Raw genomic sequence first — 26040 nt, forward strand, 5'->3', positions numbered from 1 at the left:
GTATTGGTTGAGTGAACACTTTTGGTGCCAAGATGTCGCACTCATATAAGAAAGTTCACTCGAGTGAACACTTTCTCTACTTCCCCTGAAAAACACTCATCCAATTTCATATCAAAAAAATGTTGTCGATACTGCAGAATAATCATTACTGCTGACCAAACGTTGAGCCACATTTAAAACTTGCGTGCCCGAATGTTTAACTGCATCTTCAAATAGTTCTCATTTTTGACTTCTTGGCTGACAGTGCTTGATGTTCAGTGAGGGGGATCCCGCTGGCACCAAAATAAAACAGGGTCTGTAGAGCCCTGTATGGGATGATCGTTCTTTCAGTTAATCTGCCGCTCTCCCGATTTTTTTGTATATCTCTAATTAGAAATAATTACATTTTTGGTAAACACTAACGAGGTAGGGGTTTTTAAAGAAATGAGCAGCATAAAAAAGACCTCAGACTGTTTACAGTCTGAGGTCTTATCTGCCTAAAGGTTTGGAGTTGAATTAGGATCGACTGGATCCGATTCATCGGAGTCTGATTCTTCTTTATTTTTACGGATCTTTTCAGAAGCGTCTTCAACTTCGATAGCTACATCAACGTAGGCATCTTCAGCTGTTTCTTTCACTTCATCTTTCAGCGTACGGGCTTCATTTTTGATTTCTTCTGAAGCGTGATGCAGCTGGTCGCGTAACTCCTTAGCTGTTTTAGTTATGGTCAGTTTGATATTTTCTGTGGCTGTACCAGCTGTCTGAGACATTTCACCCGATTTTACTTTGGCTTTGTCGGCATATTCACCAGCTGACTTTTTTGAGTCATCCATTCTTCTTCGTAAGTCTTCACGTGTTTCTTTACCGCTCTTAGGCGCCAGCAATAAACCTAAAGCCGCACCGAATAAAGCACCTTTAATAAATCCCATAATAGTTCCTCCTTGGTTGATAAATGGTTAATGTTCTGTGTTTATTATAGACCAAATATGATTTTTTTTAAATTAGAACCACTTATAGCGGGGAAGTGGCACAGTAAGCAGACAGGAAATCGTTCCAATATTGAGTGTGATCGTTTCATGTTATACTGAAAATAATGAACCGGAAAGAACTGCAGCAGAAACTGTCAATGGATGAATGCTTAGGAGGAATAGCGATGAAATTTAAAAATCGTCTAGATGCCGGGAAGCAATTAGCTGATAGACTTGATGTGACTGATGCTGAAAATACCGTTGTGCTAGCTCTACCGCGTGGTGGCATCCCTTTGGGTATCGAAATAGCAGAAAGACATCGGCTTCCTTTTGATATCATACTGTCGAAAAAAATTGGTCATCCCACCCATTCTGAATATGCTATCGGTGCGCTATCCGAACATGGCGATCCGATATTAGATGAGACATCAGCGACCCTGCTTGATCCCGAATGGCTGACGACAGAACTCAAACGCATCCGCAATGAAATGGCCCGGCGTCAGCGGACATATTCAAAAGCACTGACAAAACAGCCGCTGAAGGGGAAAACGGTCATACTCGTCGATGACGGAATCGCTACAGGTATGACGATGAAAGCCGCAATCAAAGCGGTCGAGGCACAAGAAGCTGAAAAAATCATCGTGGCTGTACCGGTCATCCCAAAAGACACGTACCACGAGCTGGAGAAACTGGTGGATGAGGTGTCAGTCGTCGAGGTCCCTGACATGTTTCGTGGGGCTGTCGGCGCCTATTATATGAGTTTTCCGCAGGTCGAGGATGAGGAAGTAATGGACATGCTCCGTTCTTTTCACGATCCGTCTGAATGAACCTGGGAAGGTAGAGTAAGCTGACTGATCGTAACAACGCGAGCATCTTTTGGATCCTTAGTTTATTTTTGCAGAAAAGCCGGCATGAGAAGCAGTAAAAAGTCACTCCTGAAGTAGAATGAGAGTGGAGTGACGGAGGCACTAAAGGAGGATAAGTGATGAAAGCGATAGTGATCGAAAGATTTGGTGGAGTCAACGAATTAAATATGAAAGAGATCGACAAACCTGAATTAAAACCCGACCGTCTGCTGGTGGAAGTATTCGCAACGAGTGTCAATCCCGTGGATACAAAACGGCGTAGCGGCTCGTTCGGTGGGAAACTTCCGATGATCGTGGGAAATGATGTGGCTGGCAAGGTCATGGAAGTCGGTGAAGAAGTCACAGGTTTTGAAGTCGGAGACCGTGTCATGGCTAACGGATCTAAAACGTATGCCGAAATCGTATCCGTCCGCCCGGACAGAACGGTAAAACTGGATGACTCTGTCTCTTTTGAAGAAGCGGCAGCAGTACCCCTGACAGGACAAACGGCATATGAAGCGCTCGTTAGACGCGGGGATATAAAAAGCGGCGAGAAAGTGCTGATCCATGCCGGGTCTGGAGGTGTCGGCTCTCTTGCCGTGCAGATCGCCAAGATCAAAGGCGCATGGGTAGCTGCCACCGCCAGCGGAAGCAATCAGGAGCTGCTGGAGTCTTTAGGTGCCGATCGTCCTGTCAACTATGAAAAGGAAGATTTTGAAACAGCCTTAGAAGATATTGACCTTGTGCTGGATACATTAGGTGGAAAAGTACTGGAGAAAAGCCTTTCGCTTATTGATAAACAAGGTCGACTGTTGTCTATTGCCGGAGATCCCAGTGAATACGTCGATACAGAGGACTATGATGCAACATCATTCTCGATGAAGCCCACGCAAGCAGCCCTCAGTCAGCTGCATGAGTGGCTGGCCGAAGGAAAGCTTGAACCGGTCATCGCTGACGTCTTACCATTTACAGAAGCAGCTGTTAGGAAAGCCCACGAAAAAAGTGAAACGGGTCATGTCCGGGGGAAGCTGATCATTAAAATGAAAGAATAAAGGATTTCTTAATTCTTTTTTAAAGAAGCTTGGGTATACTGAAAAAGAATGAATAGATGAAAGCTGCAAATAGGAGGATAAGCGATTGAATATCGGAATAGATAAAATAGGTTTTTATACACCTGATCAATATGTAGATATGGAAAAACTGGCTGAAAAAAGGGGGGTCGAACCCGCCAAATACACTATAGGGATCGGACAGGAAAGAATGGCCGTTGCTCCTCTTCATGAAGATGCAGTCAGCATGGCCGCAAATGCAGCCCTGTCGATTCTGGACGATGACGATAGGGAAAAGATCGATTTTGTGCTGTTTGGCTCGGAGTCTGGTGTCGACCATTCTAAATCTGGGGCAGTCTGGGTACACCACTTGACCGATATCCAGGAAAATGCACGTTCGATCGAACTGAAGCAGGCATGTTACGGTGCGACGGCCGGACTGAAAATGGCGATGGGTCATGTGGCTTTAAATCCCGACAGTAAAGCGCTGGTCCTCGGTTCTGATATTGCGAAATACGGACTGAATACACCCGGAGAACCTACTCAGGGTGCCGGTGCGGTCGCAATGGTCATCTCCTCAAACCCTCGGCTGATGGCCCTGGATAACGACAGTGCCGCAATGACTAAAGACATCTCAGATTTCTGGAGACCCCTGTATTCAGACTATGCCTTCGTTGACGGAAAATTTTCCAATGAATCCTACCTTTCTTTCCTGAAAGAGGTCTGGGAAAAGTATAAAGAAAAAACAGACAGAGAGTTAAACGATTTTGAAGCGATCTGTTTCCATCTGCCGTACACAAAAATGGCGAAAAAAGCACTGCTCAGTCTGACTGAAAACGCACCTGAAGAGGATGCAGAACGCTTGATGGGTCATTATCAGAACAGTATTACCTATAATAAACAAGTCGGTAACGTATATACCGGCTCCTTGTACTTGAGCATGCTGTCCCTGCTTGAACAGTCTGAGGAACTGCCTGAAGGGTCACGTATCGGCCTGTTCAGTTATGGTTCAGGCGCCGTTGGCGAGTTTTTCAGTGGCGTTATCCAGCCGGGGTACAAGGCCTATCTCAATAAAGACACACATGAATCCCTCTTGAATTCCCGTCAGGAGCTGTCGCTCGATGAATATGAAGAACTGCTGGAAAAATCTTTACCTAAAGACGGTTCCGATATTGAAACCAACAGCGAAAAAATGAACAAGGGTAAAGCCTATTTGACCGCTATCCAGGATAATATCAGAAAATACGAAGTAAAGTGACCGTGTAGAAGGAATAGCGGATCCTATGTTTTCAAGTCGCCTCTTTTTATAAGAAATACCATACAAAAAAGGTATCAGCACTGTACTGATACCTTTTTTTGTTTGAAATTAAACCTTGATGGAATACAGGCCAGTATAAGAAAATTTGAGGAGAGGCTCAACGAAAAAGTAAGATACCTTTGCCTGGTGACGCCTGATCATTCAGCTGAACAGACTATAATTCCTCCATAATGTCCAGTATCTGGTGTTTGGCAACCTCGATCATACCTAAGGCCAGTTGGGAGTCTGAAGTTTGGAAAGTGCGGATAGTACGGATAGTACTGTGTTTGTCGAAACTGAGCACCCAAAGATTTCACGCTTTACCAACTCACAATGATGGACAGCCAGCAAATTAAATCACTCATTCCGCGTCTTTTTTTCGTGCTTCTGCCCCCCATAAAAGCATTCCTTTCATCGTGATAAAACGTAATGATGATGTTTAAAAGAATACATATAAACTAAGCCTAATTAGTCCAAGTGTAATATTATTGGAATAAACCTATTGACTTAGAATGAAGTATATAGTAAAGTTGTAAAACGTAATGATTACGATTTAGATGTTTGCTGAAAAAGTGAGTATAATGGCAGTCCCTAAGAAACGCACATCAAAAGCGAAACAGAAAAAAAGACGAACGCATAAAGGATTGAATACACCGGGAGGCCTTTCGCTGGATCCTTCTTCAGGTGAATACAGAATGAGTCATCGGATATCAAAAGACGGTTATTATAATGGAATAAAGTGGTCGACAAGTAAATCGAGTAAGTTGTCAGCGCTAAAATAAAAAGGGGAGTGTGACTTTTGGCTAAAAAGAGCAAAATAGAAAAGCTGAAGCGTCAGCAGAGAACAGTAGAAAAATATGCGGCATTACGTCAGAAACTAAAAGAAGAGGGAGATTACCAGGCTTTAGCCAAACTGCCTAGGGATGCGTCGCCCACGCGTTTGCAGAACCGCGACGAAACAGACGGGAGACCACGGGGCTACATGCGTAAATTTGGGATGTCCCGCATCACGTTCCGTCAGCTGGCTCACGAAGGTAAAATCCCCGGAGTCATAAAAGCCAGCTGGTGATCCTGAAGGACAGCCTGGCAGTAACTGGAAGAGGAGAAAATGAAAATGAGTGCGAAAATACCCGTAACGATTATTACAGGCTTTTTAGGTGCCGGAAAAACAACATTGATCAATGAACTCCTCCGGCAACCCTATGATGAGAAAGTTGCAGTCATCGTCAACGAATACGGTGATGCAGGAGTGGATCACAATCTCGTCGTTAACGTGGAGGAAGAAGTTTACCAAATGAATAACGGCTGTCTGTGCTGCACATTGCGTACAGACCTGTCGGATACTCTGCGGACGATCTATAACTTAATAGAAAAGCAGACGGTTCTGATCGATCGTATCGTCATAGAGACTACCGGTTTAGCGGCACCCGGGCCCATTGTGCAGACATTTATGCGTACAGCATTCTTGCAGGATCATTTTGAGATCGATTCTGTACTGACGTTAGTGGATGCCGGAAACGGCTTGTATCAAATGGCCCATTATGAGGAGTCGATCGCTCAGATTGCCTTCGCAGATAAGCTGTTTATGACAAAAGCAGAACAGGAAGACGATCATACTGTTCACCTAGTGAAACAGAAACTGCGGTCACTCAATCCTTTTGCAGACATCGACAGATTGAATCTGGATGGTGTTTCGGTAAATGACGTCCTCGGGTTGGCTCTTTTTAAAGAGCAGACAGTTAAAGCGGATGATGGTCCGCAGGTGGAAGAAACCCATCACAGTCATGAACACCATGATGGACACCATCACGAAAACGGCGGACATGAACATCATCACGGTCCCCACTCGGAAGGTATTGTGACGCTGTCGTTGAAATCCAGAAATCCGATCCACCCGACACTTTTCGATATGTGGATGAATGAACTGATCATGACATATGGGATGGACTTGTTAAGATATAAGGGGGTACTGCAGATGTACGGGGAGGCAAATCAGGTCATCTACCAGGGCGTGAATATGACGCTGAGAACTGCACGCAGTGAACCTTGGGGTGAGAAAGAACGTGAATCTGTTTTCGTATTTATAGGGAAAAATTTACCTCTGGAAGAAATGAAAGAGTCTTTCCAAAAGTGTCTTGTAACTGAAGATTTGATGGAAGAATTGGCAATGGAAGTGAAAAATTAATATAAGGAGTGGCTGATAATGGCTGAAAAAAAAGATGTATCGACAGCACGTCGAATGATGAAAAGTCCGAATAAGAAAACGGCGCGACGCGGACTTAAAGTGATTAAACAACTTAAAAAAATCAAGCGTGGAGTAAAATAGATCATGAAAAACAGTAACTTAGGCGTGGGGCTGCAATGAACACTTTTACTTAGGGGGCATATATACATGCAAAATCCTTTCTCGGTCCCGCATAAAAATCGTGGTCGGGCACTGTAGAATAGCTTTATCAAAGAATAACAGCTCTGAAGGACAGCAGGGAACAACTGCCGTCAATGGGTGGTGACGCCTGAGATGATGATAAGGACAAGCGAATCAACACATGGCAGGAGACTGATCAGTTCTGAATATTGACTATCTTCATGTGCTGGTGTAGAATAGGTACGTTTAGATTATTATGAAATGAAAAGGTTGTGACGTATGAAAACATTCAAAGGATTGAGTGTTCTTCTGGCAGCACTAGTTGTCCTAGTGGGCTGTACCGCAGATGAAACAGAAACAAATGAAGAAACTGAAACGACGGAACCAGAGATCGACGAACTGGTTCTTGGCTTCTTCCCGTCAGCTGATGTAGAAAATATGGCTGAAACTGCGGAGCCTTTCGGGACATATCTGTCTGAAGAACTCGATATTCCCGTGTCGACAGAAGTACTGACCGATTATTCCGGTTTGATCGAAGCCATGCGCAACCAGCATGTCGACATTGCCTTCCTGCCACCCTTTGCCTATGTACAGGCAGAAGAACGGGCAGAGGCCGAAGTTCTGCTGAAAGCTATACGTAACGGTTCGGCTACTTACAGGTCCCAGTATAGTGTGCCCGCAGACTCTGATATTGAGACAGTCGATGATCTGGTGGAAACAGAGGGTTTGGTATGGGCCTTTACCGACTATGCCTCCACCTCGGGCTATCTTTTCCCGGCCCAGCAGCTGATGGATAAAGGGGTCGAGGATCTGGACGAGCATTTCATGCTGCGCGAAGTCGGGGCGCATGACCGAGCCATTCTTGCTTTAGTCGATGGGCAGGCAGACTTCGCCACAACGTTCCAGGATGCACGCGTCCGACTCGAAGAGGAGATTCCCGATATCAATGAACAGGTGAGAGTCATCGGAACGACTGACGAAATACCGAATGCGACGTTGTCAGTCAGAAGTGAACTGCCTGAAGACGTCAAAGCAGCTATCGAAGAAGCTTTCCTGGCGATCAATGATAATGAGGAGATGCTGGGAGTTCTTGATGCGGTCTACAACTGGGAAGGCTTTGCTCCAGCTGAATCAGAGGACTACGATATCGTACGAGAGGTTTACGAAGAATTCCAGGATTCGATCGAATAAAAAAGAACTGTCAGTCAATTTCTTCAGTCCCATGTAATGGGGACAAAAGAAATCTTTGACTGACAGTTTTTTAATAGAAAAGAAAGAATAAAATAGGGATGAAGATCGCCGGCACAAAATTCATGACTTTGATCCGGGTAATCTCGAGTATATTTAGTCCGAGAGCCAGAATGATCAGTGAACCGACCGCATTGATGTCATTGATCATCGGATCAGTCAGAATACTGTCGAGCCCGCTGGCGAACAGGGTGATCACGCCCTGATACACAAAGACGATAACCCCGGAAAAGAGGACCCCTATCCCCATACTTGAAGCAAGGATGATACTGGTCAACCCGTCCATAACGGATTTTGTCAAGAGGATAGTATGTGTACCCGTGAGGCCGCTTTCCAGCGGTCCGACGATCGACATGGCACCAACTGCCATGATCAGACTGCTCATGACAAAACCTTTAGATATAGAGGCGGATCCGTTCTTACCGGGGAAACGACTCTCCAGCCTGTCTCCCATCTGATTGATTTTCTTATCTAAATCAATGATCTCGCCGATCGTCACACCGATAACCATGGATAGGATGATATAGATCGTATTCTCTCCAGACGAGAGACCCGTGATCCCGATATACAGCGCAGAAAGAGCCAACGCTTTCATCAGCGCCTTTTCAATGTGCATGGGAATCCCCTTATTAACAAATAAACCGATGATACTGCCTGTAAAAATAGCCAGGGTATTGATAATTACACCGAAAAACATAACATGTACTCCTTTAGCTAAACCGATAGTCTATGTGTTTATATTATAAATGGGATGGGTGGACTATACAAATTAAAATCAAAGGTGAGCATATGAGAGAATGTTTATTATAGTAGCAGAGGAAACTGACTATGCGTCAGTTTCACCACTTTTATACATACTTTATGCACTTTGGGAACGCGGAGCTCACTCTTCTTTAATAACGTGCGTGCCTTTCGGGGAAGAGGAAGCCAGCTGGAGGACACGCAGCGATACACTTCTTCTCTGTGATAAGTAAAAAACGATCACCCCTATTAGAATAGGAAAGATCGTTTTTGTCTAAAGCATATTGTAAAAAGAATCATACTGAACTCAACAATATATGTCCTATCTCATATCTGTTTCTGACCCTTTTGTCGAGGCGTCTGACTGCTCTGCAAGTAAGTCGCGTATTTCTGCCAAGTAAGATTCGACAGTCGGGGCTTTGACTTCCGGTTCGGGCTCTGCTTCTTCTTTACGCGCCAGTTGATTGATGATTTTGATCATAATAAAGAGCACGACAGCAATGATCAGGAAATCTAAGACAGCCTGTAAAAACAAACCGTATGTCAGCGTGGCCTCGCCGACTTGAAAAGACAGCTGTTTAACTGTGGCATTACCTGAAAGAGCGACGATGATCGGTGTGATGATATTATCGACGAAGGCAGTGACGATAGCTGTGAATGCAGCCCCAATCACGATACCGACGGCAAGCTCCACCACGTTTCCGCGCATGATAAAAGCCTTGAATTCATTTAACATAAAATCATTCCTCTTAAAATATTTTTTCTTCTTACAGTATAACGTATTTTAATCTTTGAATATAGGTGATGCCTGTCTTATTCCGCTAGCTGATCGACAAGTTTAGGCGTGACAACTGATGAAATAGTTTTGTTTCATGAAAAAATATGAGAGGATTTCTAGAATGCTTTCGTCTAGAGATAACAAAGAAGGATGAATGTCCAGTCAGACATTCATCCTTCTTTGTTGGTAATTTTCCATCTATGACGATGAGTTCATAGCAGCTGAATCAGTGACGATCTGCCACTCGATACCGAAAGGATCTTTCACTTGACCATAGGCAGGACTGAAACTTGTTTCTGCTAAGGGGATGATCACTTCTCCCTCAGCTGAAAGTTTTTTGAACAGACTTTCCGCTTCTGTGACATTTTGTGCATCAAGCATGAGCGTGATAACGGAACCGGGAGCATAGGGCTGATCGGGAAACGTATCGGCTAACATTAAATGTGAATCGCCTACCGCTATGCTGGCATGCATGATTTTATCACCGTAACCTTCCGGGATCGCTCCACCCATTTCCTTCGGCCAGTCTTTGTAAAAGTCCATACTGTCAACGTTCGTGTCAAAAGCAGCTGTATAGAAGGCGATTGCTTCTCTTGCATTTCCATTTAGCATCAAGTAAGGCGATATACTAGTAGTCATAAGATAAAACTTCCTTTCCTTTTTAATCGATAATTATGTCATTTCCAATAGACATGTGGAAATCCAGGGTTTTACTCACTACAGAAACTATACCATGGGACGACTGAGATTTCTTTTCTGATGAATCCGTTCAGTTTGTTGTTGTCCACCTGTCAGAGTGGTGATTTTATAGCGTGAATCGACATGATCAGCAGCAGAAATGTGCGGGAGAGTGGGTGAAGCAGACTGGTATCTTTATAAAAAGCCAGTGAATCACACAATCGATTTTTTAAAGAAGGTTGACTTAAAGGGGCGGACTAAGTAAGCTGGTTTTTTAAGGTAAAATTTTTTGATTAGAAGGTTGAGGTCCGTCATGCAGCGAAGTGTGAAATTATTTATTAAATATGTAAGCTTGAATATGCTTGGGATGCTGGGGATTTCTTTTTATATCCTGGCAGACACCTTCTTTATTGCTCAAGCTTTGGGGCCGAACGGGATCGCCTCTTTAAATCTGAGTATTCCGGTCTTTGGCATCATGCATGGTTTTGGTCTGATGCTGGGTCTGGGAGGAGCGACGCGTTACAAGATCCTGTTATCTCAGGATAAGCAGAAGCAGGCGAAGAAAGTATATAGTCAAACGCTTATGTTCGCGCTGACGCTGGGGCTCGTGTTCTTGCTTGTAGGCCAGTTGGGTGCAGACGGAATCGCCCGTTTTTCAGGCGCCGATGCTGAAACCTTCGGCTCTACGCACGTTTACTTAACGACCATTCTGTCTTTTGCTCCTTTTTTCATTTTAAATAACAGTCTGCTTTCGTTTGTCAGGAACGACGGCGATCCGACACTGACGATGTTCGGGATGGTCATCGGCAGTGTGCTGAACGTGGTGCTGGATTATATTTTTATCTTCCCGCTTCAAATGGGGATGTTCGGCGCAGCCCTGGCGACGAGTCTGTCACCCATCATCAGTTTGAGCGTGCTGAGCATTCACTTTTTCAGACCCTTGAACAAGCTTTCCTTTGCTTTTCAGAAAGTCGAGATGCTTCTGATTCAGGATGTCATGTATCTGGGCTCTTCTGCCTTCGTAAATGAAATATCAGGATCCGTCGTCATGTTCACGTTCAATACGATCATATTTTCGCTCGAAGGAAATGAGGGTCTTGCGGCTTACGGCATTATTGCGAATATCTCTTTTGTTGTCCTGTCATTATTTGCCGGCGTGGCGCAAGGGACCCAGCCGCTGCTCAGTGAAAGCTACGGTCTGAAGGATCTCAAACAGATCAAACAGGTACTGGCTTTGTCTTTGGGGACAGCTTTTGTCTTAAGTGGCCTGATTTATGCCGGAACCCATCTCTTCAGCGACCAGCTGATCCAAGCGTTCAACAGTGAACAGAATGACCATATAGCGGACATGGCCACCACAGGACTGCTGATCTATTTTGCCGGCTTCTTTTTTGCGGGGCTTAATATCGTTTCGACCAGCTACTTTGGGGCGACCGATCAACCGAAACGCTCGCTGTTCTTTTCAATGCTCAGAGGGGGCATCATCATCGTACCTTTAGTTTTAGTGTTAAGCCAGTTCTACGGCATGGTGGGGGTTTGGCTGTCTTTTGTCCTGGCAGAAATGCTTGTTCTGGGACTGATCGCCTGGAAGATGAATCCTGGAAAACGAGTGAAGCGGAAGAAAAGGGTCGGGTAGCTCCCGGTCCTTTTTAATTTCTCTATAAAATAGAAACGGTAATGTGATATACTACGATTAAAGTTAAGCGATTACATAAATTGATGTTTTGACAACAAAAAGGAACAACTTTATTACAGGAGGACTTTAAAAAATGCCTGATAAAACACTTATTCACGTCAACGATGAAAAACTGGAATTCCACCTGACCAATCAGCATGTCAGCTATATTTTCAGAGTCTTTGAGAAAAGCCAGCAGCTGGAACATCTATACTTCGGCAAGCAAATCCATCACCGAGGATCCTTTGATTTTCTGATCGAAAGAGAGCCCCGTTCGTCGATCAATCTGAATGAACGGGACTATACCTCCTCTCTTGAGCACATCAAACAGGAATATCCGGGGTTCGGAACGACAGATTTTCGCTATCCGGCCTATGAACTGGAATATCCGGAAGGCGACCGCATCTCTCATCTGATTTATGATTCCTACACGGTCCATGAAGGGAAACCGAAACTGGACGGACTGCCGGCCACTTACACTGAGTCAGCCGAAGAAGCTCAGACGCTGGAAGTGGTTTTGAAAGATACCCATTCCGATTTAACGATCAGCCTGTTTTATACAGTGTTTGAAGGACGTGCGGTCATTACACGCAGTGCGAAATTCCATAATGCCGGAGACAAAACGATGAAGCTGAATCATGCGATGTCACTGAGCATCGATTTTCCTGACAAAGATTTCGAGATGATCCATTTGAACGGAGCCTGGGCGAGAGAGAATCACATCGAGAGACAGCCCTTGTTCAAAGGGGTCCAGTCGATCTCCAGCGCCCGCGGAGCCAGCAGTCATATGCATAATCCATTCTTTGCGCTGGCCCGGCCGGAAACGACTGAAAGGCAAGGCGAGGTCTATGGCTTCAGTCTAGTCTACAGCGGAAATCACTTGGGTCAGGTGGAAGTGGATACCTACAATGTGACGCGCGTGACGATGGGCATCAACCCTTATCAGTTCCAGTGGAAGCTGAGACCGGATGAAACCTTTCAGACGCCGGAAGTGGTCCTGGTCTATTCAGACACGGGCATCAACGGCATGAGTCAGACGTATCATGACCTGTACCACAATCGTTTGGCCAGAGAACCCTGGAAGAACCAGACCCGTCCGATCCTGATCAACAACTGGGAAGCGACGTACTTTGATTTCAATGAAGAAAAGATCATAGAACTGGCGGAAAAAGCTAAAGATGCCGGTGTGGAACTCTTTGTCCTGGATGACGGCTGGTTCGGTGAGCGAAACGATGATACGAGTTCTTTAGGTAACTGGACAGAAAACAGGTCCAAACTGCCGCGCGGCATTGAAGGTCTGTCTGAAAAGGTCCATGCGCTGGGACTGAAGTTCGGTTTATGGTTTGAACCGGAAATGATCAACAAAGACACGCCGCTTTATCAGGAACATCCTGAGTGGGTGATCCATATGCCGGCCAAGCCGATGTCACATGGACGCAATCAGTTCGTGCTGGACTTTTCCAATCCAGAAGTTGTCGATGCTATATTTAAACAGATGGATGCGGTCCTGACTAAAGGGAATATCGACTACATCAAGTGGGACATGAACCGCTACATTACTGAGCCCTTTTCGACGATCCTTCCGCATGACCAGCAGGGGGAGCTCTATCACCGCTATATTTTAGGAGTGTATGCCTTATATGAGAAACTATTGGACAAGTACCCTGACTTATTGATCGAGTCCTGTGCCGGTGGAGGCGGACGCTTCGACCCGGGCTTATTGTATTATGCACCGCAGGCCTGGACGAGTGATGACACCGATGCGGTCGAAAGGCTGAAGATCCAGTACGGCACGTCCCTGGTCTATCCGCTGTCGAGTATCGGCAGTCATGTGTCTGCCGTTCCGAACCATCAGGTGGGACGCACGACGTCTCTGGATATGCGGAGTGCAGTGGCTTACTTTGGGACATTCGGCTATGAACTGGACGTGACGCAGCTGACTGAGCGGGAAATGGATAAGGTGAAAGCACAGATCGCTTTCTTCAAAGAGAACCGAAGCCTTATCCATGAAGGGACCTTTTACCGTCTTTCGAGTCCGTTTGAAGGCAATGATGCGGCCTGGATGGTCGTTTCAGAAGACAAGAAAGAAGCGCTGGTCGGGTTCTATCAGGTCCTCGCCCAGCCGAATCCGACCTACAGCCGCCTGAAACTGGCTGGATTGGATGAAGATACCGTGTATACGACCCTACCGGACGGAGAAGAACGTTACGGGTCTGACCTAAATACGATCGGTCTGCTTTTCAGTGAAAACGAAAGACAGCGGGGCCACTTCTGGTCGAAAAACGGAAAGACCGACTTTTACAGCTGGATCGTGAAACTGTCGGCCAAAGACTAGCTGCTTTTTAAAGGTGAGCGTGTACCTGAATGCCGGGAGATTTCTGGCGTTCAGGTGTTTTTTTAATGAAACTATTCAAATGGTTTGGTTCCCGCTTGTCATGAGCCGTATAATAACAGTAAGAAGATAATGGTTGACACAGAAGCTGATGAGCGGCAAATTACAGTTAAAGATTACAGATGTAAACAAAAATCTAACCATCAAGGGGATGAGTGAAATGTCAGAGAAACAGCATACTGATCACAATGAAGAGCAAGAGACACAGAATCGCGACCCGTCCAGTCACTCCGATCACGAGGATATGAAACATGAACATCACGACAGCGAGGGTGAAGGCCATCACGGTCATGAAGCTCATGGTGGTCACGAAGGCCATCATGATCATCATGCCCACATGGTCGAGGATTTTAAGAAACGGTTCTGGATATCTCTTGCCGTATCCGTTCCTATCGCCATCCTGGCTCCGATGCTGCAGCATTTATTCGGATTTGAGGTGTCTTTCCCTGGATCTGACTTAGTCCTGTTCGCGCTCGCCACCTTTGTGTTCTTTTACGGCGGAAAACCGTTCCTTACAGGGCTGAAATCAGAAGTCTTAGACGATCATACGCCCGGGATGATGACGCTGATTTCTTTAGCCATCACGACGTCCTATGTTTACAGTACGCTGACCACCTTCTTCATTGAAGGCAGTGATTTCTATTTTGAACTGGCTACACTGATCGTTGTCATGCTTTTAGGACATTGGATCGAGATGCGCTCTCAGATGGGGGCTTCCAAGGCTCTAGAAGAACTGATAAACCTGATGCCCAATGATGCGCATAAACTGGATGAGAACGGCAATACCACAGAGGTATCCGTCGAAGAGCTACATCCGGGAGATAAGATCCTAGTCAAGTCCGGAGAAAAAGTACCTCTAGATGGTGAAATTTTGGAAGGAAATTCGTCGATCGATGAATCGATGCTGACGGGCGAATCTGTTCCGGTCGAGAAGAAGGAAGGACAGAATGTCATCGGCGGATCCATCAACGGTGAAGGGGTATTGACTGTAGAAGTCAGTAAAGTTGGAGAAGAAACCTATCTTGCACAAGTCGTTGATATGGTCAGAAACGCTCAGGCCGCGAAATCACGAGCACAGGGTTTTGCAGACACAGCAGCGAAGTGGCTCTTTTATGTGGCGCTTGGTGCAGGGCTTTTAACCATGCTTTACTGGGTTAATGTCTCCGACTTCGAGTTTGCCCTTGAGAGAACGGTCACCGTCCTGATCATTGCTTGTCCGCATGCGCTGGGTCTGGCGATGCCTCTGGTGAGTTCCGTCTCCACCTCCATTGCCGCACAAAAAGGCCTGCTGATCAGAAACCGCACGCAGTTCGAATCCGCACGCACCATCGACAAGATCGTCTTTGACAAAACCGGGACCTTGACCGAAGGGGCTTTTGGCGTCGATGCTGTGATACCGGCAGACGGTACATCAGAAGAAGACCTGCTTCAGCTGGCTTATTCCGTGGAAAGTCAATCCGACCACCCTATCGCCAAAGGGATCGTGCGCGAAGGTGAAGAGAAAAATGTTCAGCGTCTGGGTGTGACAGATTACAATAATCTGACCGGGAAAGGTCTGGAAGCGAAAATCGATGAAGACACGGTGTCAGTTTTAAGCCCGGGAGCGATGAAAGAAGAAGGGATCGCCTTTGATGAAGACCGTTATAACGAACTCTCCCAGCAGGGGAAAACCGTCATTTTTGTACTGAAAAACAAGAAACTGCAGGGCATGATCGCGCTCAGTGACATCATCCGCGAGTCGTCTTATAAAGTGATCAGGGAACTGACAGAGATGGGGATCGACACGGTCATGATCACTGGGGATAACCAGCGTGTCGCTGACGGTGTCGGGAAAGAACTAGGCTTGACTGAAGTGATCGCAGAAGTGCTGCCTGATCAGAAGTCGGAGCATATCAAACGCCTGCAGGAAGACGGCTCCAAACAAGTTGCCATGGTCGGTGACGGCATCAATGATGCGCCGGCTCTCGCTGCTGCAGACATCGGGATCGCCATCGGAGCCGGAACGGACGTTGCGATCGAAACGGCGGATGTCATTTTAGTCAACAGTGATCCCCGGGACGTGCTGAACGCCTTGAACCTCTCGAAAGCCACCCACCGGAAAAACATCCAGAATCTGTGGTGGGCCGCAGGATACAACATTATTGCGATCCCGCTGGCAGCCGGTATCCTCTACTATCAGGGCATCATCATCACACCGGCGATCGGAGCAGCCGTCATGTCCTTAAGTACGGTCATCGTAGCCATCAATGCCCGCCTGCTCAGTATGGATGATGAATCAGACGACGAGAAAGAAATGAAACCAGCAGCCGAAAGCAAGTAACCTGGATAAAGTGAAAAAGCGCGAAGGATAGGAGACGTCACTCAAAGTGATGTCTCCTATCCTTCGTGCTTTTTTCTGCAGGTTCGAAAGGAAATGACAGCTTTGTCGCTTTTTTACTATGAACCTACTCGCTCCAGGCGAGTAGGACCCTCATTTGATTATGTTGGCGGGTGTATTGCCTGCCTTTGTCTGAATTTTTGTATCAAGCCAGTCATTTTCCGCGGCCAGTTGGTAGAAGAGATTATACATGTGTCCACTGAAGGAAAAGATGATCGGAGTGGTCATTAAATGGTGGAAGTTGTGGCTGCCGGTTTCAAAAGGATACCTGAGCTGGGATAAAAATGCTTTGCTAATGACAACTCCGAGAAGAAATTTAACGGAGTGGTAAACAAATGCCCTTTCATCTTACTACTAAATAGATTCAGTGCTTGAGCAGTTACTACATGGCATTTTTAGTACCAGGCCGGCTTGGAAATCAGGATCGGTGGGTAAAAGAAGAGAGTTATTGTTACTTATCGCTAGACCTGACAAGCTCAGTGGGCACTTTAAAAATCGTTTATACCCACTCAGAGAAAAAGAGGATTTAGTGAGCAGAAATATAAAAAATCAACTGAAAAGATAGAAGAGAACCTTCGGCATGAAGGTTCTCTTCTATTAAATAGTCTTATTTTTCGAATTCTTCCAGTATGTTCAGCAGGATATTTTTGGCACGCTGCAGGTTTTTGTGTTTGGAATGTTTGAGGATGTCAGCGACCTGCTGGACATGATCGCCTTTGGCTCCGGCGCTGATAGCCAGGGAACGGGCATGGAGACCCATGTGGCCTTTTTGGATGCCTTCAGTGACGAGAGCACGGACGGCCGCAAAGTTCTGAGCCAGGCCAACTGAAACGATCACCTGTTCAAGTTTAAGTGCTTGCGGATGATCCATGATCGAGTGAGCCAGCTTGGCTGCAGGGTGGATGGAGATCGAACCGCCGACTGTTCCCACGGGCAGAGGCAAAGTCAGTTCGCCCACCAAATCGCCGGCTTCGTTTTTCGACCAGGATGTTAAAGAGCGATACTGCCCGGACCTGCTGGCATAGGCATGGACACCGGCTTCGATCGCCCGCCAGTCATTGCCAGAGGCCAAGACCACGGCATCCACTCCGTTCATGATCCCTTTGTTATGCGTCACGGCACGGTAGGGATCGATTGTTGCGACCTGTGTAGCTTCAACGATACGGTCCCTGACTTCTTCCCCTGAAAATTCACCGGTCTTCAGCTTGTGTGCCGGGATCACACACTTGGATGTCGCCAGACACTCGGTCGCATAATTCGTCAGGATGCGGAGAAGGGCTGTTCCACCGGTCAGCTCTTCGATGTAAGGCGCGATCCCTTCCATCATGGTGTTGACGATATTCGCCCCCATCGCTTCCTGTGTATCCACGTGAATATGAACGGATAAAAAAGTGGGGATGCCGATGTCCGTGTCATCGTCCAGGAGACGAACTTCCAAATTCTTCGCTCCGCCGCCGCGCTTTACTATGGAAGGATAAGCTTCATTCGCCCGGCTGAGGATCTCCTGCTTCGCTTCTTCAACGTTTTTTGTCGCTGCTTCGATATCCGGCACATTTTTAAGCGTGACCTGGCCAATCATCATTCTCTGGGTAACCGTTGTTTTAAACCCGCCGGCCGAGCCGATGATCTTTGCGGCAAAACTGGAGGCGGCAATGACGGACGGTTCTTCTATGGCCATAGGCACGACCAGTTCTTCCCCATCGATCACATAATTCATCGCCACACCCAAAGGCATGGAATAGTTACCGATATAGTTTTCAATCATATGATTGCCCGTCTCAGGGTCAAGTTCCAGTGTCCGGTCCAGGAGCTTGTCTTTTTCTTTTTTAGAAATCACCCCGGCCAAAAATAAGGAATCAATTTTATCATCATGCTTCTTTTTGTAGAATTTAGTTAAATGTGTCGTATCCATCGTATCGGTCCTTCCTTATTCTGTCTCTTCCATTATGAATGATTTCACGAAAAAAGAAAAGCAGGAGTCCGTATTCTTAAAAAAAGGTTTACTTTTTGCTCAGCCTTTAGTATAATCAAATAGTAATGAATCATAACGGTTGCTTAGCTCAGTTGGGAGAGCACTACCTCGACAAGGTAGGGGTCACTGGTTCGAGCCCAGTAGCGACCATATTTAATAAGCTTATCACTATTGACCAACCCCAATAGTGATAAGCTTATTTTTTTGTATACTATGCATGCCTTCAGCTTAAAATAACAGTGAAAATATATTATCGGTCCTTCCTGTCCGTGTACTTTTCAAGCGATAAGCCAATTATTGAACAGCTGCGGACTGCTTTGAGCTATGATTATGCGACCAGCGGCCTGGATTATTCTGAAGGGACTCTGCATAACGCTGGAGGCACGCTTGAACTACTGGGTACGGATTAAGAAGTGCAAAACTGGTTCAGCAAGTATACGATGAAAGAAATCGTATGTGTCAGTTAATAGAATTAAAATAAGGTGACGGTAGAACCAGTCTGATTCTACTGTCTTTTTCCAATTGAAAGGATCCTTATAGGGTTTGAAAAATTGATTGCATCCCCTCCGTGAGGTAAGAAAAGTTATACCGGGTGCGGAAAGTGGGATTGGGTGCCCTTCATAAGGTTGTAAGAGCTGCGAAGGGCACAAAAGCCTGTGCTTAGATCCCTAGTTATTTATCTCTAACTTCTCCATTTTTTCTAAAAGCTGAGTGATTTTAGTATTCAGTTCTTTTATTTCATTACGCTGACTTTCAATTTCTTTGTCAGGGTCATTCATGAAGAATGAAGTCATCGTACTAGTCAAAGCGCCGAACAATCCTATGCCCGTTAACATCAAAACGATAGCAGTTAACCTGCCAACATGTGTCGAAGGAGAGATATCACCGTATCCGACCGTAGTGGACGTCACGAAAGCCCACCACAATGAATCAATAAAATCCACATTCTCAGCTATCGAATAGAAAGTCGCTCCCGTCAGTAAAATTACAGCACCGATATACATCATATAGATAAATCCGTTTGTTTTGAGGAATGCTTTTACATGCTTCGTCGCTTTACCGATAACACCTAAGATCCTTGTTAAACCAAATAATCGTGACGTTCGACTGAATCGAGAAAGACGGGATGAACGGGTCAGTCTGACAAATCTGGTTATTCTGAATATAGCGAAAGCAGAATGAAAAGGAATGATTGCAACCAGATCAAAAATGTTCGTCTTAAAAAATGACTTTTTGTTCTCCGATAAATATAAGCGGACAAAGTAATCCATAGTAAATATGAGTAAAATCAGTGTATCTACCTCTTTAAAAGGAGATGTATTCAGGTTAACTAAGGATATAATATCTAGTAGAACTAAATTTACTGATATAAGTGCCAGAAATATAATGACTAAATCGTATCTTTTCTTCAGTGTTGTCACATTCATCACATTACCGCTCTCTGTTGTTTAATATTTTAACGAAAAACTCTAAAAATCCTGCGAAGTTAATTATATTTTTTTATTATATATTAATCCAATGTCAAAGGATATAGATAGAGGGAATAAAAGCAGCACCTCAAGTCATCTTAGAACGATGATTTTAAGGCGCTGCTTCTTTGTTATTGATTTCTTTTCAGGCTACTGATTCAATGAAACATCTTTCAGCATCATGATACCTGTTGGGTGGTGCCATAAGCCTTCAACATCTTCACTGACACCAAGCAGGAATTCCGAGTGGTGGATGTATGACATTGGTGCTTCATCAACAAGGATTTCTTGTGCCTGGCTGTATAATTCCTGACGTTCATCCTGATTAGGGTTCTGACGTGCTTCTTCAAGCAGTGAGTCTAACTCATCTGTGGCAAAGAAAGTACGGTTACCTGGTGTTCCGAAGTTAGCAGAATGGAACATTGGGTACATACCATAGTCGGCATCTCCTGTAACTGTTGTCCAGCCAAGAATGAACATGTCGTGTTCGCCGGCTGCGGTGTTTTCCAGATAAGCACCCCACTCAACGATCTCGATTTCAACATCGACGCCGATTTCCTGAAGTTGAGCCTGAACGTTCGTCGCGATATCGATTCGGTCCTGGTTGTCGTTTGTCCATAATGTTGTTGAGAAGCCGTCTTCGTAACCAGCTTCAGCCAGTAATGCTTTCGCTTCTTCAACATCATAGCCTAAACCTGATACATCTTCATCATAACCGAAGACATCCGGAGCAAGGGGTCCGATAGCAGGAATACCGATTCCCTGGTAGATACCATTGATGATCTGGTCTTTGTCGATGGCCAGTGAAAGTGCCTGACGTACAAGTTTGTCATTAAACGGTTCTTTTTCAGCATTGAATCCGATATAAGACAGTGAGACGGACGGCTGCTGGTTGACGCGGATGCCGTCTGTTCCTTCTACACGACTGATGTCAGACGGACTGATAGGGTCAGAAACGTGTACAGCACCAGTTTCCAAGTCAGCTAAACGTGTAGCACCTTCAGGAACGACTCGGAAAGTAACGGAATCAAGTGCAGGTGCACCACCCCAGTATTCTTCGTTCTTTGTCAGTACGATCTCTTCTCCGGAAGTCCAGCTTTCAAAGACAAAAGGTCCTGTACCTACTGGATTCTGGTTGATAACACTTCCTGGTTCTTCGCCATCTTCAAGTGCAGCGTAATCTTCTTCAATGATTTCAGCTGACATGATGCCCCCACCGTTATGCGAGATATGAGCCGGTAATGGTGAGAACGGATACTCTGTAACGAATTCGATCGTGTAATCATCCACGACATTGATCTCTTCTACCATTTCATATAAGAATGAACGGGGTGAGGCAATATCTTCATCTAAGATACGATCAAAGTTCGCTTTGACAACATCAGCATTAAATTCAGATCCGTCATGGAAAGTGACGTCTTCACGTAAAGTGAACTGCCATGTCAAGTCGTCTACAGCTTCCCATTCTGTTGCCAACCCCGGCTGCAGTTCCATATTTTCATCTGTTACAAGTAAAGACTCGTAGATGTTATAGGCTACATTACTAGATGGTGTGTCGTTAGAACCGTGTGGATCCAATGAAACAGCATCTGATAATTGAGCAATGACCAGGTCGCCGCCTTGAGCACCGTCCTGTGCCTGTTCATCGCCTGTCGTTTCAGCGTCTGCTGCTGGCTCGCTGTCATCTGTTCCACAAGCTGCCAATAATAATGCGGTGGCTGTTAATGAAGTCAGCAACAGTGATTTCTTGTTAACTTTTTTCATGTTGTAACACTCCCCTAATTTTTTAATAGTTGTTAACTCTAAAATATAATTCATAATATATATCATATAAATTTAAAAGGCAAGGCTAAAATGTGATTTTGATTAGAGCGTTTAATATAAAACTCATCTAAAATGTCTGTATAAAAGTAATGGAAACGTTTTATGTGTAAAATATTATTTTTTTATTTTTAATTAAAAAACGATGAGAATACTTATCTTTTTAAATAATTCTTACTTTATCATTATATAATAGGTTTTTTGATGTGGAAACTTTGTATTAAAATTAAAAATTACCAGAATTATATTGCAAAGTTCTAATCGATATGTAAGAATGGACCATGTAATTTAATTAGATAACTCTAATTTTCTTATAAAAAAACCGATTATAGATTTACCGGCACAGTAGATAAAAAAATCAATTAAAAGAAAGGGTAAGACTTATGCATGAAGAAATAAGTATGAATACAGTTGATCCAAAGCAAACACAGCAGTTGGATCCTAATATAGTAAGATTCAAGGAATTCTGGAAAAAGTTCTATAGGAACAAGTCCGCTCTGATTGGGCTGACTATGATTACGATTTTAATATTGATTGCTATTTTCGCCCCTTATCTGACTCCTTATGAACCCAATGCTCAAAATTATGATGCATTGCTTGAGAGTCCGTCCTTTGAGCACTGGTTTGGAACAGATCACCATGGACGAGATATTTTCACTCGAATCATTCATGGAATGGGTATTACACTAAGAGTCGGATTCTTTTCAGTACTGATTGGGATGACGATCGGAGTGACCCTGGGTGTTATTTCTGGCTATTACGGGAACTGGGTAGACACGATCATCATGCGTTTGATGGATGTTCTGCTTGCTTTCCCTGGTATCCTGCTTGCTTTGGCTATTGTCAGTGTTTTAGGTGGCAGCATCAATAACGTGATCATCTCAGTTGCCATCTTCTCTATTCCCGTTTTTGCCCGGATCTCCAGAGGATCGACGCTTGAAGTACGTGAACTTGAATATGTAGAGGCCGCACGAGCACTGGGGGCGAATGACCTGCGCATCATCGGCGGACACATTCTGCCCAACATCATGTCGCCAATCATTGTACAGGCCACATTGAATATAGCAACATCCGTACTGACGGCAAGTGGTCTGTCGTTCCTTGGGATGGGTGCACAGCCGCCTACGCCAGAATGGGGAGCTATGCTTAGTGACGGTCGAAACTACATGTGGGATGCCCCGCACGTTGCGACTATTCCCGGTCTGGCTATCGTTGTTGTTGTATTAGCATTTAACATATTCGGTGATGGTCTCCGCGACGCACTGGATCCAAAATCGAAAAATTAGGAAAGAGGGAAATCCATTGTTAAAATTTTTAGGTAAACGTTTTGTACAGATGATTCCCGTTTTAATTGGTGTCACTATTTTGACTTTTAGTATGATGCTGCTTATTCCGGGTGATCCTGCGCAGATTATGGCAGGAGAAAGTGCGTCGCCGGAACAACTTGAATTAGTCCGCGAACGTTTAGGCTTGAATGATCCTATCCCCGTTCAGTACTGGGATTATCTTAAAGGTGTTCTTACCGGAGACCTGGGAGACTCTATCAGGAGCGGACGTCCTGTAGCTGAAGAAGTATTCGGAAGGCTTGCCCCGACAGTGGAACTTGCCTTTTACAGTACATTGCTCGCAGTGTTTATCGGACTGATCGCCGGAGTTATTTCCGCCGTACGCCGTTATTCTGTGACAGATTCAGTCATTATGTTCGGTGCCTTATTCGGCTTGTCGATGCCTAACTTCTGGCTCGGTCTGATGCTGATTCAGTGGCTGGTTATCGGAGCAGGCTGGTTCCAGGCTTCAGGATGGGGAACCCACCAGCAGATGATTCTTCCGGTGATCACCCTGGGAACGGCGGGGTCGGCTATTATTGCACGGATGACCAGGTCAAGCATGCTTGAAGTGATCGATATGGACTATATTCAAACGGCTCGGGCCAAAGGGGTCAGCGAACGTGTCGTTGTTTATCGCCATGCTTTAAAGAACGCCATGATTCCTGTTGTTACAGTCGTGGGTCTGCAGTTTGGTTCACTACTCGGTGGAGCCGTGCTTACAGAAACGGTTTTTGCCATCAACGGGCTGGGAAGACTGATCATCAACGCTATTAGAGCAAGGGATTTCCCGATCGTCCAGGGGGGCGTACTCGTATTCGCATTTCTTTTCGTCTTTGTCAACATTATTGTGGATGTTCTATATCGCTTCCTGAACAAACGTATAAGTTTAAATTAATTTAAGCTTGCTAGGAAGATAAAGACAAAGGACTTATATAGAAATAAAAGATCGATATTTTGAGAGGATTGATTGAGTTGACAGAAAAACTACTTCAAGTGGAAAATTTGAAAATCTCTTTTGATACGGGCGAGTCCCTGACAGAAGTGGTTTCGGATGTTTCCTTTGAGATTTCTCATGGTCAGACCTTGGGAATCGTAGGGGAATCAGGGAGTGGAAAGAGTGTTTCTGCCCGTTCCATCATGCAGCTTTTAGATAAAAATGCTGTAGTAGATAAAAGAAGCAGTATCCGATTCAATGGTGAAGAAATTACAGAAAAATCAGAAAAAGAAATGAGAAAAATAAGAGGAAAAGACATCGGGATGATCTTCCAGGATCCGATGACCTCTTTGAATCCGACGATGAAGATCGGCAGACAGATTTCGGAATCGATTCTTATCCATGAAGAGGTGTCTAAAAAAGAAGCGGCTGTTCGTTCAAAGGAAATCATGCATCTGGTAGGGATACCGGACGTTGATGAAAGATATGAGCAGTATCCGCATGAACTGTCAGGTGGGATGCGTCAGCGTATCGTCATTGCGATCGCGCTGGCGTGCAGCCCGAAACTGCTCATCGCGGATGAGCCAACGACGGCTTTGGACGTAACGATTCAGGCTCAGATTTTAGAATTGCTACAAGAAATACAGGAGAAGACAGGGACGTCCATCCTGCTTATCACCCATGACTTTGGAGTCGTTGCCAATATGTGTGAAAACATCGTTGTCATGAATCAGGGCAGAGTCGTTGAAGCTGGGACGACTAAAGAAATCTTCAGTCATCCAAAAGAAGATTACACGAAACGTCTTCTAGCCGCTATTCCTAATCTGCACGAGGAAAAGACAGCCGAGGCTAAAGCTAAGTTGATGAAAATCTATTCTGGCACACAAGAGAAGATCCTTGAAGTCAATGGATTAGCTAAGCATTTTCCGCTGGGCAGAAAAGCAACACTGAAAGCCGTTGATGACATTTCGTTCGAAATTTATCGCGGGGAAACATTGGGTCTCGTTGGCGAGTCCGGTTCCGGAAAGTCGACCACTGGCCGAGCGATCCTGCGTCTGCATGAACCGACTTATGGTGAGACGATATTCAATGGTCTGGATATCAATAAATTCAAGAGAAGACAAATGAAGAACATGCGCAAAAAAGTCCAGTTCGTCTTCCAGGATCCGTATTCCTCACTGAATCCGCGTAAGAAAGTGGAAGACATCATCGGTGAAGCGCTGGATATTCACAAGCTGGCGAAAAGTAAATTGAAGCGCAAACAGCGCGTTGAAGAACTCCTTGATCTGGTCGGTTTAGACCGCTCGTTCAGCCAGCGGTTCCCGCATGAATTTTCCGGCGGACAGCGTCAGCGTATCGGTATCGCCCGAGCGCTCGCTGTGGAACCTGACTTTATCGTGCTGGATGAACCGTTGTCAGCGCTGGATGCCTCTGTGCAGGCGCAGATCGTTGATTTGCTTGAAGACCTGCAGAGAAAACTGAACCTGACGTATCTTTTTATCGCACACGACCTAGCAACGGTCAAAAAGATTTCCGACCGTGTAGCGGTTATGTATAAAGGAAATATCGTCGAACTGAGTGATTCCGAAGAACTGTTCGAAAACCCGGTCCACAACTATACGAAGAAACTCTTGTCAGCCATTCCGGTTCCTGACCCGCATTACGAAGCAACCGGCGGTCACATTTCTCCTGACGAAGAAGAAGAGATTTCTATCGATGGACAGAAACTCACAGAAATCAGACCGAATCACTGGGTCCTTCAGTAAACAGAAGATTATAATGTTCATACGCGCCCGCAGCGCGTATGCTCCATTTAAAAATCTTTGAATAGTAAAGAGCAACAGCTTCTGCGTCGAAAAGACCGGAAGCTGCTGCTCTTTTCTTTTGTATTCTGATTATCTGACTATGATTGGCGTGCCCGTCATGAGTTGGAAGGTGTGTGAAGGTAACGGAAAAGTGGGATTGCATGCCCTTCACGAGGAAGGAAGAGTTGTGAAGGTAACGGAAAAATGATATATGTACTCTTCACGAAACAGAAGGAGCAGCGAAGGGCACAAAAATACGCTGAGGACAAAAATCTTAAAGAGCTAGAACAAAAGGCTGACAGTAAATAAAAAAAAAACC

The 26040-nt window shown here is 45.2% G+C and carries 22 protein-coding genes, 1 tRNA gene and 1 pseudogene; 17 read left to right on the forward strand and 7 right to left on the reverse strand.

The genetic code is table 11. The features are described 5' to 3' along the window. Window positions 1–476: 476 nt before the first annotated feature. Window positions 477–908, reverse strand: a complete 432-nt coding sequence (locus BM049_RS09580; protein WP_091531019.1) for a YtxH domain-containing protein — start codon at window positions 906–908, stop codon at window positions 477–479. A 224-nt stretch (window positions 909–1132) separates the two neighbouring features. Between BM049_RS09580 and BM049_RS09585 the strand changes: the two genes are divergently transcribed. From BM049_RS09585 to BM049_RS09615, 8 genes are all read left to right on the forward strand, one after another. Further along, on the forward strand, window positions 1133–1774 hold the full coding sequence (locus tag BM049_RS09585; protein WP_177188673.1) for a phosphoribosyltransferase: 642 nt from the start codon (window positions 1133–1135) through the stop codon (window positions 1772–1774). Between the two features lie 158 nt (window positions 1775–1932). Then, a complete protein-coding gene (locus BM049_RS09590) occupies window positions 1933–2844 on the forward strand; it encodes an NADP-dependent oxidoreductase (protein WP_091531023.1) in 912 nt (303 codons plus the stop codon). Between the two features lie 85 nt (window positions 2845–2929). Next, window positions 2930–4099, forward strand: a complete 1170-nt coding sequence (locus BM049_RS09595) for a hydroxymethylglutaryl-CoA synthase (protein WP_091531025.1) — start codon at window positions 2930–2932, stop codon at window positions 4097–4099. A gap of 620 nt (window positions 4100–4719) precedes the next feature. Next, entirely contained in the window at window positions 4720–4920 is a 201-nt protein-coding gene (gene rpmF, locus BM049_RS09600) for a 50S ribosomal protein L32 (protein ID WP_091531026.1), read from the forward strand. A 17-nt stretch (window positions 4921–4937) separates the two neighbouring features. Continuing rightward, on the forward strand, window positions 4938–5207 hold the full coding sequence (gene rpsN / locus BM049_RS09605) for a 30S ribosomal protein S14 (RefSeq protein WP_091531029.1): 270 nt from the start codon (window positions 4938–4940) through the stop codon (window positions 5205–5207). Window positions 5208–5252: 45 nt separating this feature from the next. After that, the gene (locus tag BM049_RS09610) at window positions 5253–6323 is read left to right on the forward strand and encodes a CobW family GTP-binding protein (RefSeq protein ID WP_177188674.1); all 1071 of its coding nucleotides are present in this window, start codon (window positions 5253–5255) and stop codon (window positions 6321–6323) included. An 18-nt stretch (window positions 6324–6341) separates the two neighbouring features. After that, complete coding sequence (locus BM049_RS11875) at window positions 6342–6464, forward strand: putative metal homeostasis protein (RefSeq protein WP_177188675.1); 123 nt, start codon at window positions 6342–6344, stop codon at window positions 6462–6464. Between the two features lie 318 nt (window positions 6465–6782). Beyond that, the gene (locus BM049_RS09615; RefSeq protein ID WP_091531034.1) at window positions 6783–7694 is read left to right on the forward strand and encodes a phosphate/phosphite/phosphonate ABC transporter substrate-binding protein; all 912 of its coding nucleotides are present in this window, start codon (window positions 6783–6785) and stop codon (window positions 7692–7694) included. Between the two features lie 70 nt (window positions 7695–7764). On the opposite strand, the gene BM049_RS09620 is transcribed toward BM049_RS09615, so the two are convergent. The 3 genes from BM049_RS09620 to BM049_RS09630 form a co-directional block, all read right to left on the reverse strand. Then, on the reverse strand, window positions 7765–8448 hold the full coding sequence (locus BM049_RS09620; RefSeq protein ID WP_091531037.1) for a DUF554 domain-containing protein: 684 nt from the start codon (window positions 8446–8448) through the stop codon (window positions 7765–7767). A 366-nt stretch (window positions 8449–8814) separates the two neighbouring features. Next, complete coding sequence (gene mscL / locus BM049_RS09625; RefSeq protein ID WP_091531039.1) at window positions 8815–9228, reverse strand: large-conductance mechanosensitive channel protein MscL; 414 nt, start codon at window positions 9226–9228, stop codon at window positions 8815–8817. 240 nt (window positions 9229–9468) lie between these two features. After that, window positions 9469–9909 (reverse strand): VOC family protein, encoded by a 441-nt coding sequence (locus BM049_RS09630; RefSeq protein ID WP_091531042.1) that lies wholly within the window; start codon window positions 9907–9909, stop codon window positions 9469–9471. Window positions 9910–10261: 352 nt separating this feature from the next. Here BM049_RS09630 and BM049_RS09635 point away from each other — a divergent pair, with 352 nt between their 5' ends. The 3 genes from BM049_RS09635 to BM049_RS09645 all read left to right on the forward strand — a co-directional run bounded on the left by BM049_RS09635 (window position 10262) and on the right by BM049_RS09645 (window position 16335). Then, window positions 10262–11584: an MATE family efflux transporter gene (locus tag BM049_RS09635; RefSeq protein ID WP_091531045.1), complete on the forward strand. Its 1323-nt coding sequence runs from the start codon at window positions 10262–10264 to the stop codon at window positions 11582–11584. Between the two features lie 133 nt (window positions 11585–11717). Further along, entirely contained in the window at window positions 11718–13958 is a 2241-nt protein-coding gene (locus tag BM049_RS09640) for an alpha-galactosidase (protein WP_091531048.1), read from the forward strand. A 217-nt stretch (window positions 13959–14175) separates the two neighbouring features. Then, on the forward strand, window positions 14176–16335 hold the full coding sequence (locus BM049_RS09645; protein ID WP_091531113.1) for a heavy metal translocating P-type ATPase: 2160 nt from the start codon (window positions 14176–14178) through the stop codon (window positions 16333–16335). Between the two features lie 664 nt (window positions 16336–16999). On the opposite strand, the gene BM049_RS09650 is transcribed toward BM049_RS09645, so the two are convergent. Continuing rightward, window positions 17000–18304, reverse strand: a complete 1305-nt coding sequence (locus BM049_RS09650; protein ID WP_091531050.1) for a hydroxymethylglutaryl-CoA reductase, degradative — start codon at window positions 18302–18304, stop codon at window positions 17000–17002. Between the two features lie 137 nt (window positions 18305–18441). Between BM049_RS09650 and BM049_RS09655 the strand changes: the two genes are divergently transcribed. Next, window positions 18442–18514: transfer RNA gene (locus BM049_RS09655), tRNA-Val, on the forward strand. Between the two features lie 89 nt (window positions 18515–18603). Further along, entirely contained in the window at window positions 18604–18774 is a 171-nt protein-coding gene (locus tag BM049_RS11880) for a hypothetical protein (RefSeq protein WP_177188676.1), read from the forward strand. A gap of 258 nt (window positions 18775–19032) precedes the next feature. On the opposite strand, the gene BM049_RS09660 is transcribed toward BM049_RS11880, so the two are convergent. Further along, complete coding sequence (locus BM049_RS09660; RefSeq protein ID WP_245751915.1) at window positions 19033–19791, reverse strand: potassium channel family protein; 759 nt, start codon at window positions 19789–19791, stop codon at window positions 19033–19035. A gap of 192 nt (window positions 19792–19983) precedes the next feature. Beyond that, on the reverse strand, window positions 19984–21597 hold the full coding sequence (locus tag BM049_RS09665; protein WP_091531053.1) for a glutathione ABC transporter substrate-binding protein: 1614 nt from the start codon (window positions 21595–21597) through the stop codon (window positions 19984–19986). A gap of 440 nt (window positions 21598–22037) precedes the next feature. On the opposite strand from BM049_RS09665, the gene BM049_RS09670 reads away from it, so the two are divergent. The 4 genes and pseudogenes from BM049_RS09670 (at window position 22038) to BM049_RS12215 (ending at window position 25682) form a co-directional block, all read left to right on the forward strand. Then, window positions 22038–22940 (forward strand): ABC transporter permease, encoded by a 903-nt coding sequence (locus tag BM049_RS09670; RefSeq protein WP_091531056.1) that lies wholly within the window; start codon window positions 22038–22040, stop codon window positions 22938–22940. Window positions 22941–22956: 16 nt separating this feature from the next. Further along, window positions 22957–23877 (forward strand): ABC transporter permease, encoded by a 921-nt coding sequence (locus tag BM049_RS09675; RefSeq protein WP_091531058.1) that lies wholly within the window; start codon window positions 22957–22959, stop codon window positions 23875–23877. Window positions 23878–23975: 98 nt separating this feature from the next. After that, window positions 23976–24752, forward strand: a pseudogene (locus BM049_RS12210) (ABC transporter ATP-binding protein); the annotation flags it as partial. Between the two features lie 27 nt (window positions 24753–24779). After that, window positions 24780–25682, forward strand: a complete 903-nt coding sequence (locus tag BM049_RS12215; RefSeq protein ID WP_245751917.1) for an ABC transporter ATP-binding protein — start codon at window positions 24780–24782, stop codon at window positions 25680–25682. Window positions 25683–26040 lie beyond the last annotated feature (358 nt).

The organism is Alkalibacterium subtropicum, from assembly GCF_900112455.1.
In the GTDB taxonomy this organism is placed as follows: Bacteria; Bacillota; Bacilli; order Lactobacillales; family Carnobacteriaceae_A; genus Alkalibacterium; species Alkalibacterium subtropicum.

What these genes read in the sequence shown, in the direction of transcription:
- BM049_RS09580 (WP_091531019.1), bottom strand. Translation starts at nt 908, where the DNA reads ATGGGATTTATTAAAGGTGCTTTATTCGGTGCGGCTTTAGGTTTATTG.
- BM049_RS09585 (WP_177188673.1), top strand. Translation starts at nt 1,133, where the DNA reads ATGAAATTTAAAAATCGTCTAGATGCCGGGAAGCAATTAGCTGATAGA.
- BM049_RS09590 (WP_091531023.1), top strand. Translation starts at nt 1,933, where the DNA reads ATGAAAGCGATAGTGATCGAAAGATTTGGTGGAGTCAACGAATTAAAT.
- rpmF (WP_091531026.1), top strand. Translation starts at nt 4,720, where the DNA reads ATGGCAGTCCCTAAGAAACGCACATCAAAAGCGAAACAGAAAAAAAGA.
- BM049_RS09610 (WP_177188674.1), top strand. Translation starts at nt 5,253, where the DNA reads ATGAGTGCGAAAATACCCGTAACGATTATTACAGGCTTTTTAGGTGCC.
- BM049_RS11875 (WP_177188675.1), top strand. Translation starts at nt 6,342, where the DNA reads ATGGCTGAAAAAAAAGATGTATCGACAGCACGTCGAATGATGAAAAGT.
- BM049_RS09615 (WP_091531034.1), top strand. Translation starts at nt 6,783, where the DNA reads ATGAAAACATTCAAAGGATTGAGTGTTCTTCTGGCAGCACTAGTTGTC.
- BM049_RS09620 (WP_091531037.1), bottom strand. Translation starts at nt 8,448, where the DNA reads ATGTTTTTCGGTGTAATTATCAATACCCTGGCTATTTTTACAGGCAGT.
- mscL (WP_091531039.1), bottom strand. Translation starts at nt 9,228, where the DNA reads ATGTTAAATGAATTCAAGGCTTTTATCATGCGCGGAAACGTGGTGGAG.
- BM049_RS09630 (WP_091531042.1), bottom strand. Translation starts at nt 9,909, where the DNA reads ATGACTACTAGTATATCGCCTTACTTGATGCTAAATGGAAATGCAAGA.
- BM049_RS09635 (WP_091531045.1), top strand. Translation starts at nt 10,262, where the DNA reads ATGCAGCGAAGTGTGAAATTATTTATTAAATATGTAAGCTTGAATATG.
- BM049_RS09640 (WP_091531048.1), top strand. Translation starts at nt 11,718, where the DNA reads ATGCCTGATAAAACACTTATTCACGTCAACGATGAAAAACTGGAATTC.
- BM049_RS09645 (WP_091531113.1), top strand. Translation starts at nt 14,176, where the DNA reads ATGTCAGAGAAACAGCATACTGATCACAATGAAGAGCAAGAGACACAG.
- BM049_RS09650 (WP_091531050.1), bottom strand. Translation starts at nt 18,304, where the DNA reads ATGGATACGACACATTTAACTAAATTCTACAAAAAGAAGCATGATGAT.
- BM049_RS09660 (WP_245751915.1), bottom strand. Translation starts at nt 19,791, where the DNA reads ATGAATGTGACAACACTGAAGAAAAGATACGATTTAGTCATTATATTT.
- BM049_RS09665 (WP_091531053.1), bottom strand. Translation starts at nt 21,597, where the DNA reads ATGAAAAAAGTTAACAAGAAATCACTGTTGCTGACTTCATTAACAGCC.
- BM049_RS09670 (WP_091531056.1), top strand. Translation starts at nt 22,038, where the DNA reads ATGCATGAAGAAATAAGTATGAATACAGTTGATCCAAAGCAAACACAG.
- BM049_RS12215 (WP_245751917.1), top strand. Translation starts at nt 24,780, where the DNA reads ATGAAAATCTATTCTGGCACACAAGAGAAGATCCTTGAAGTCAATGGA.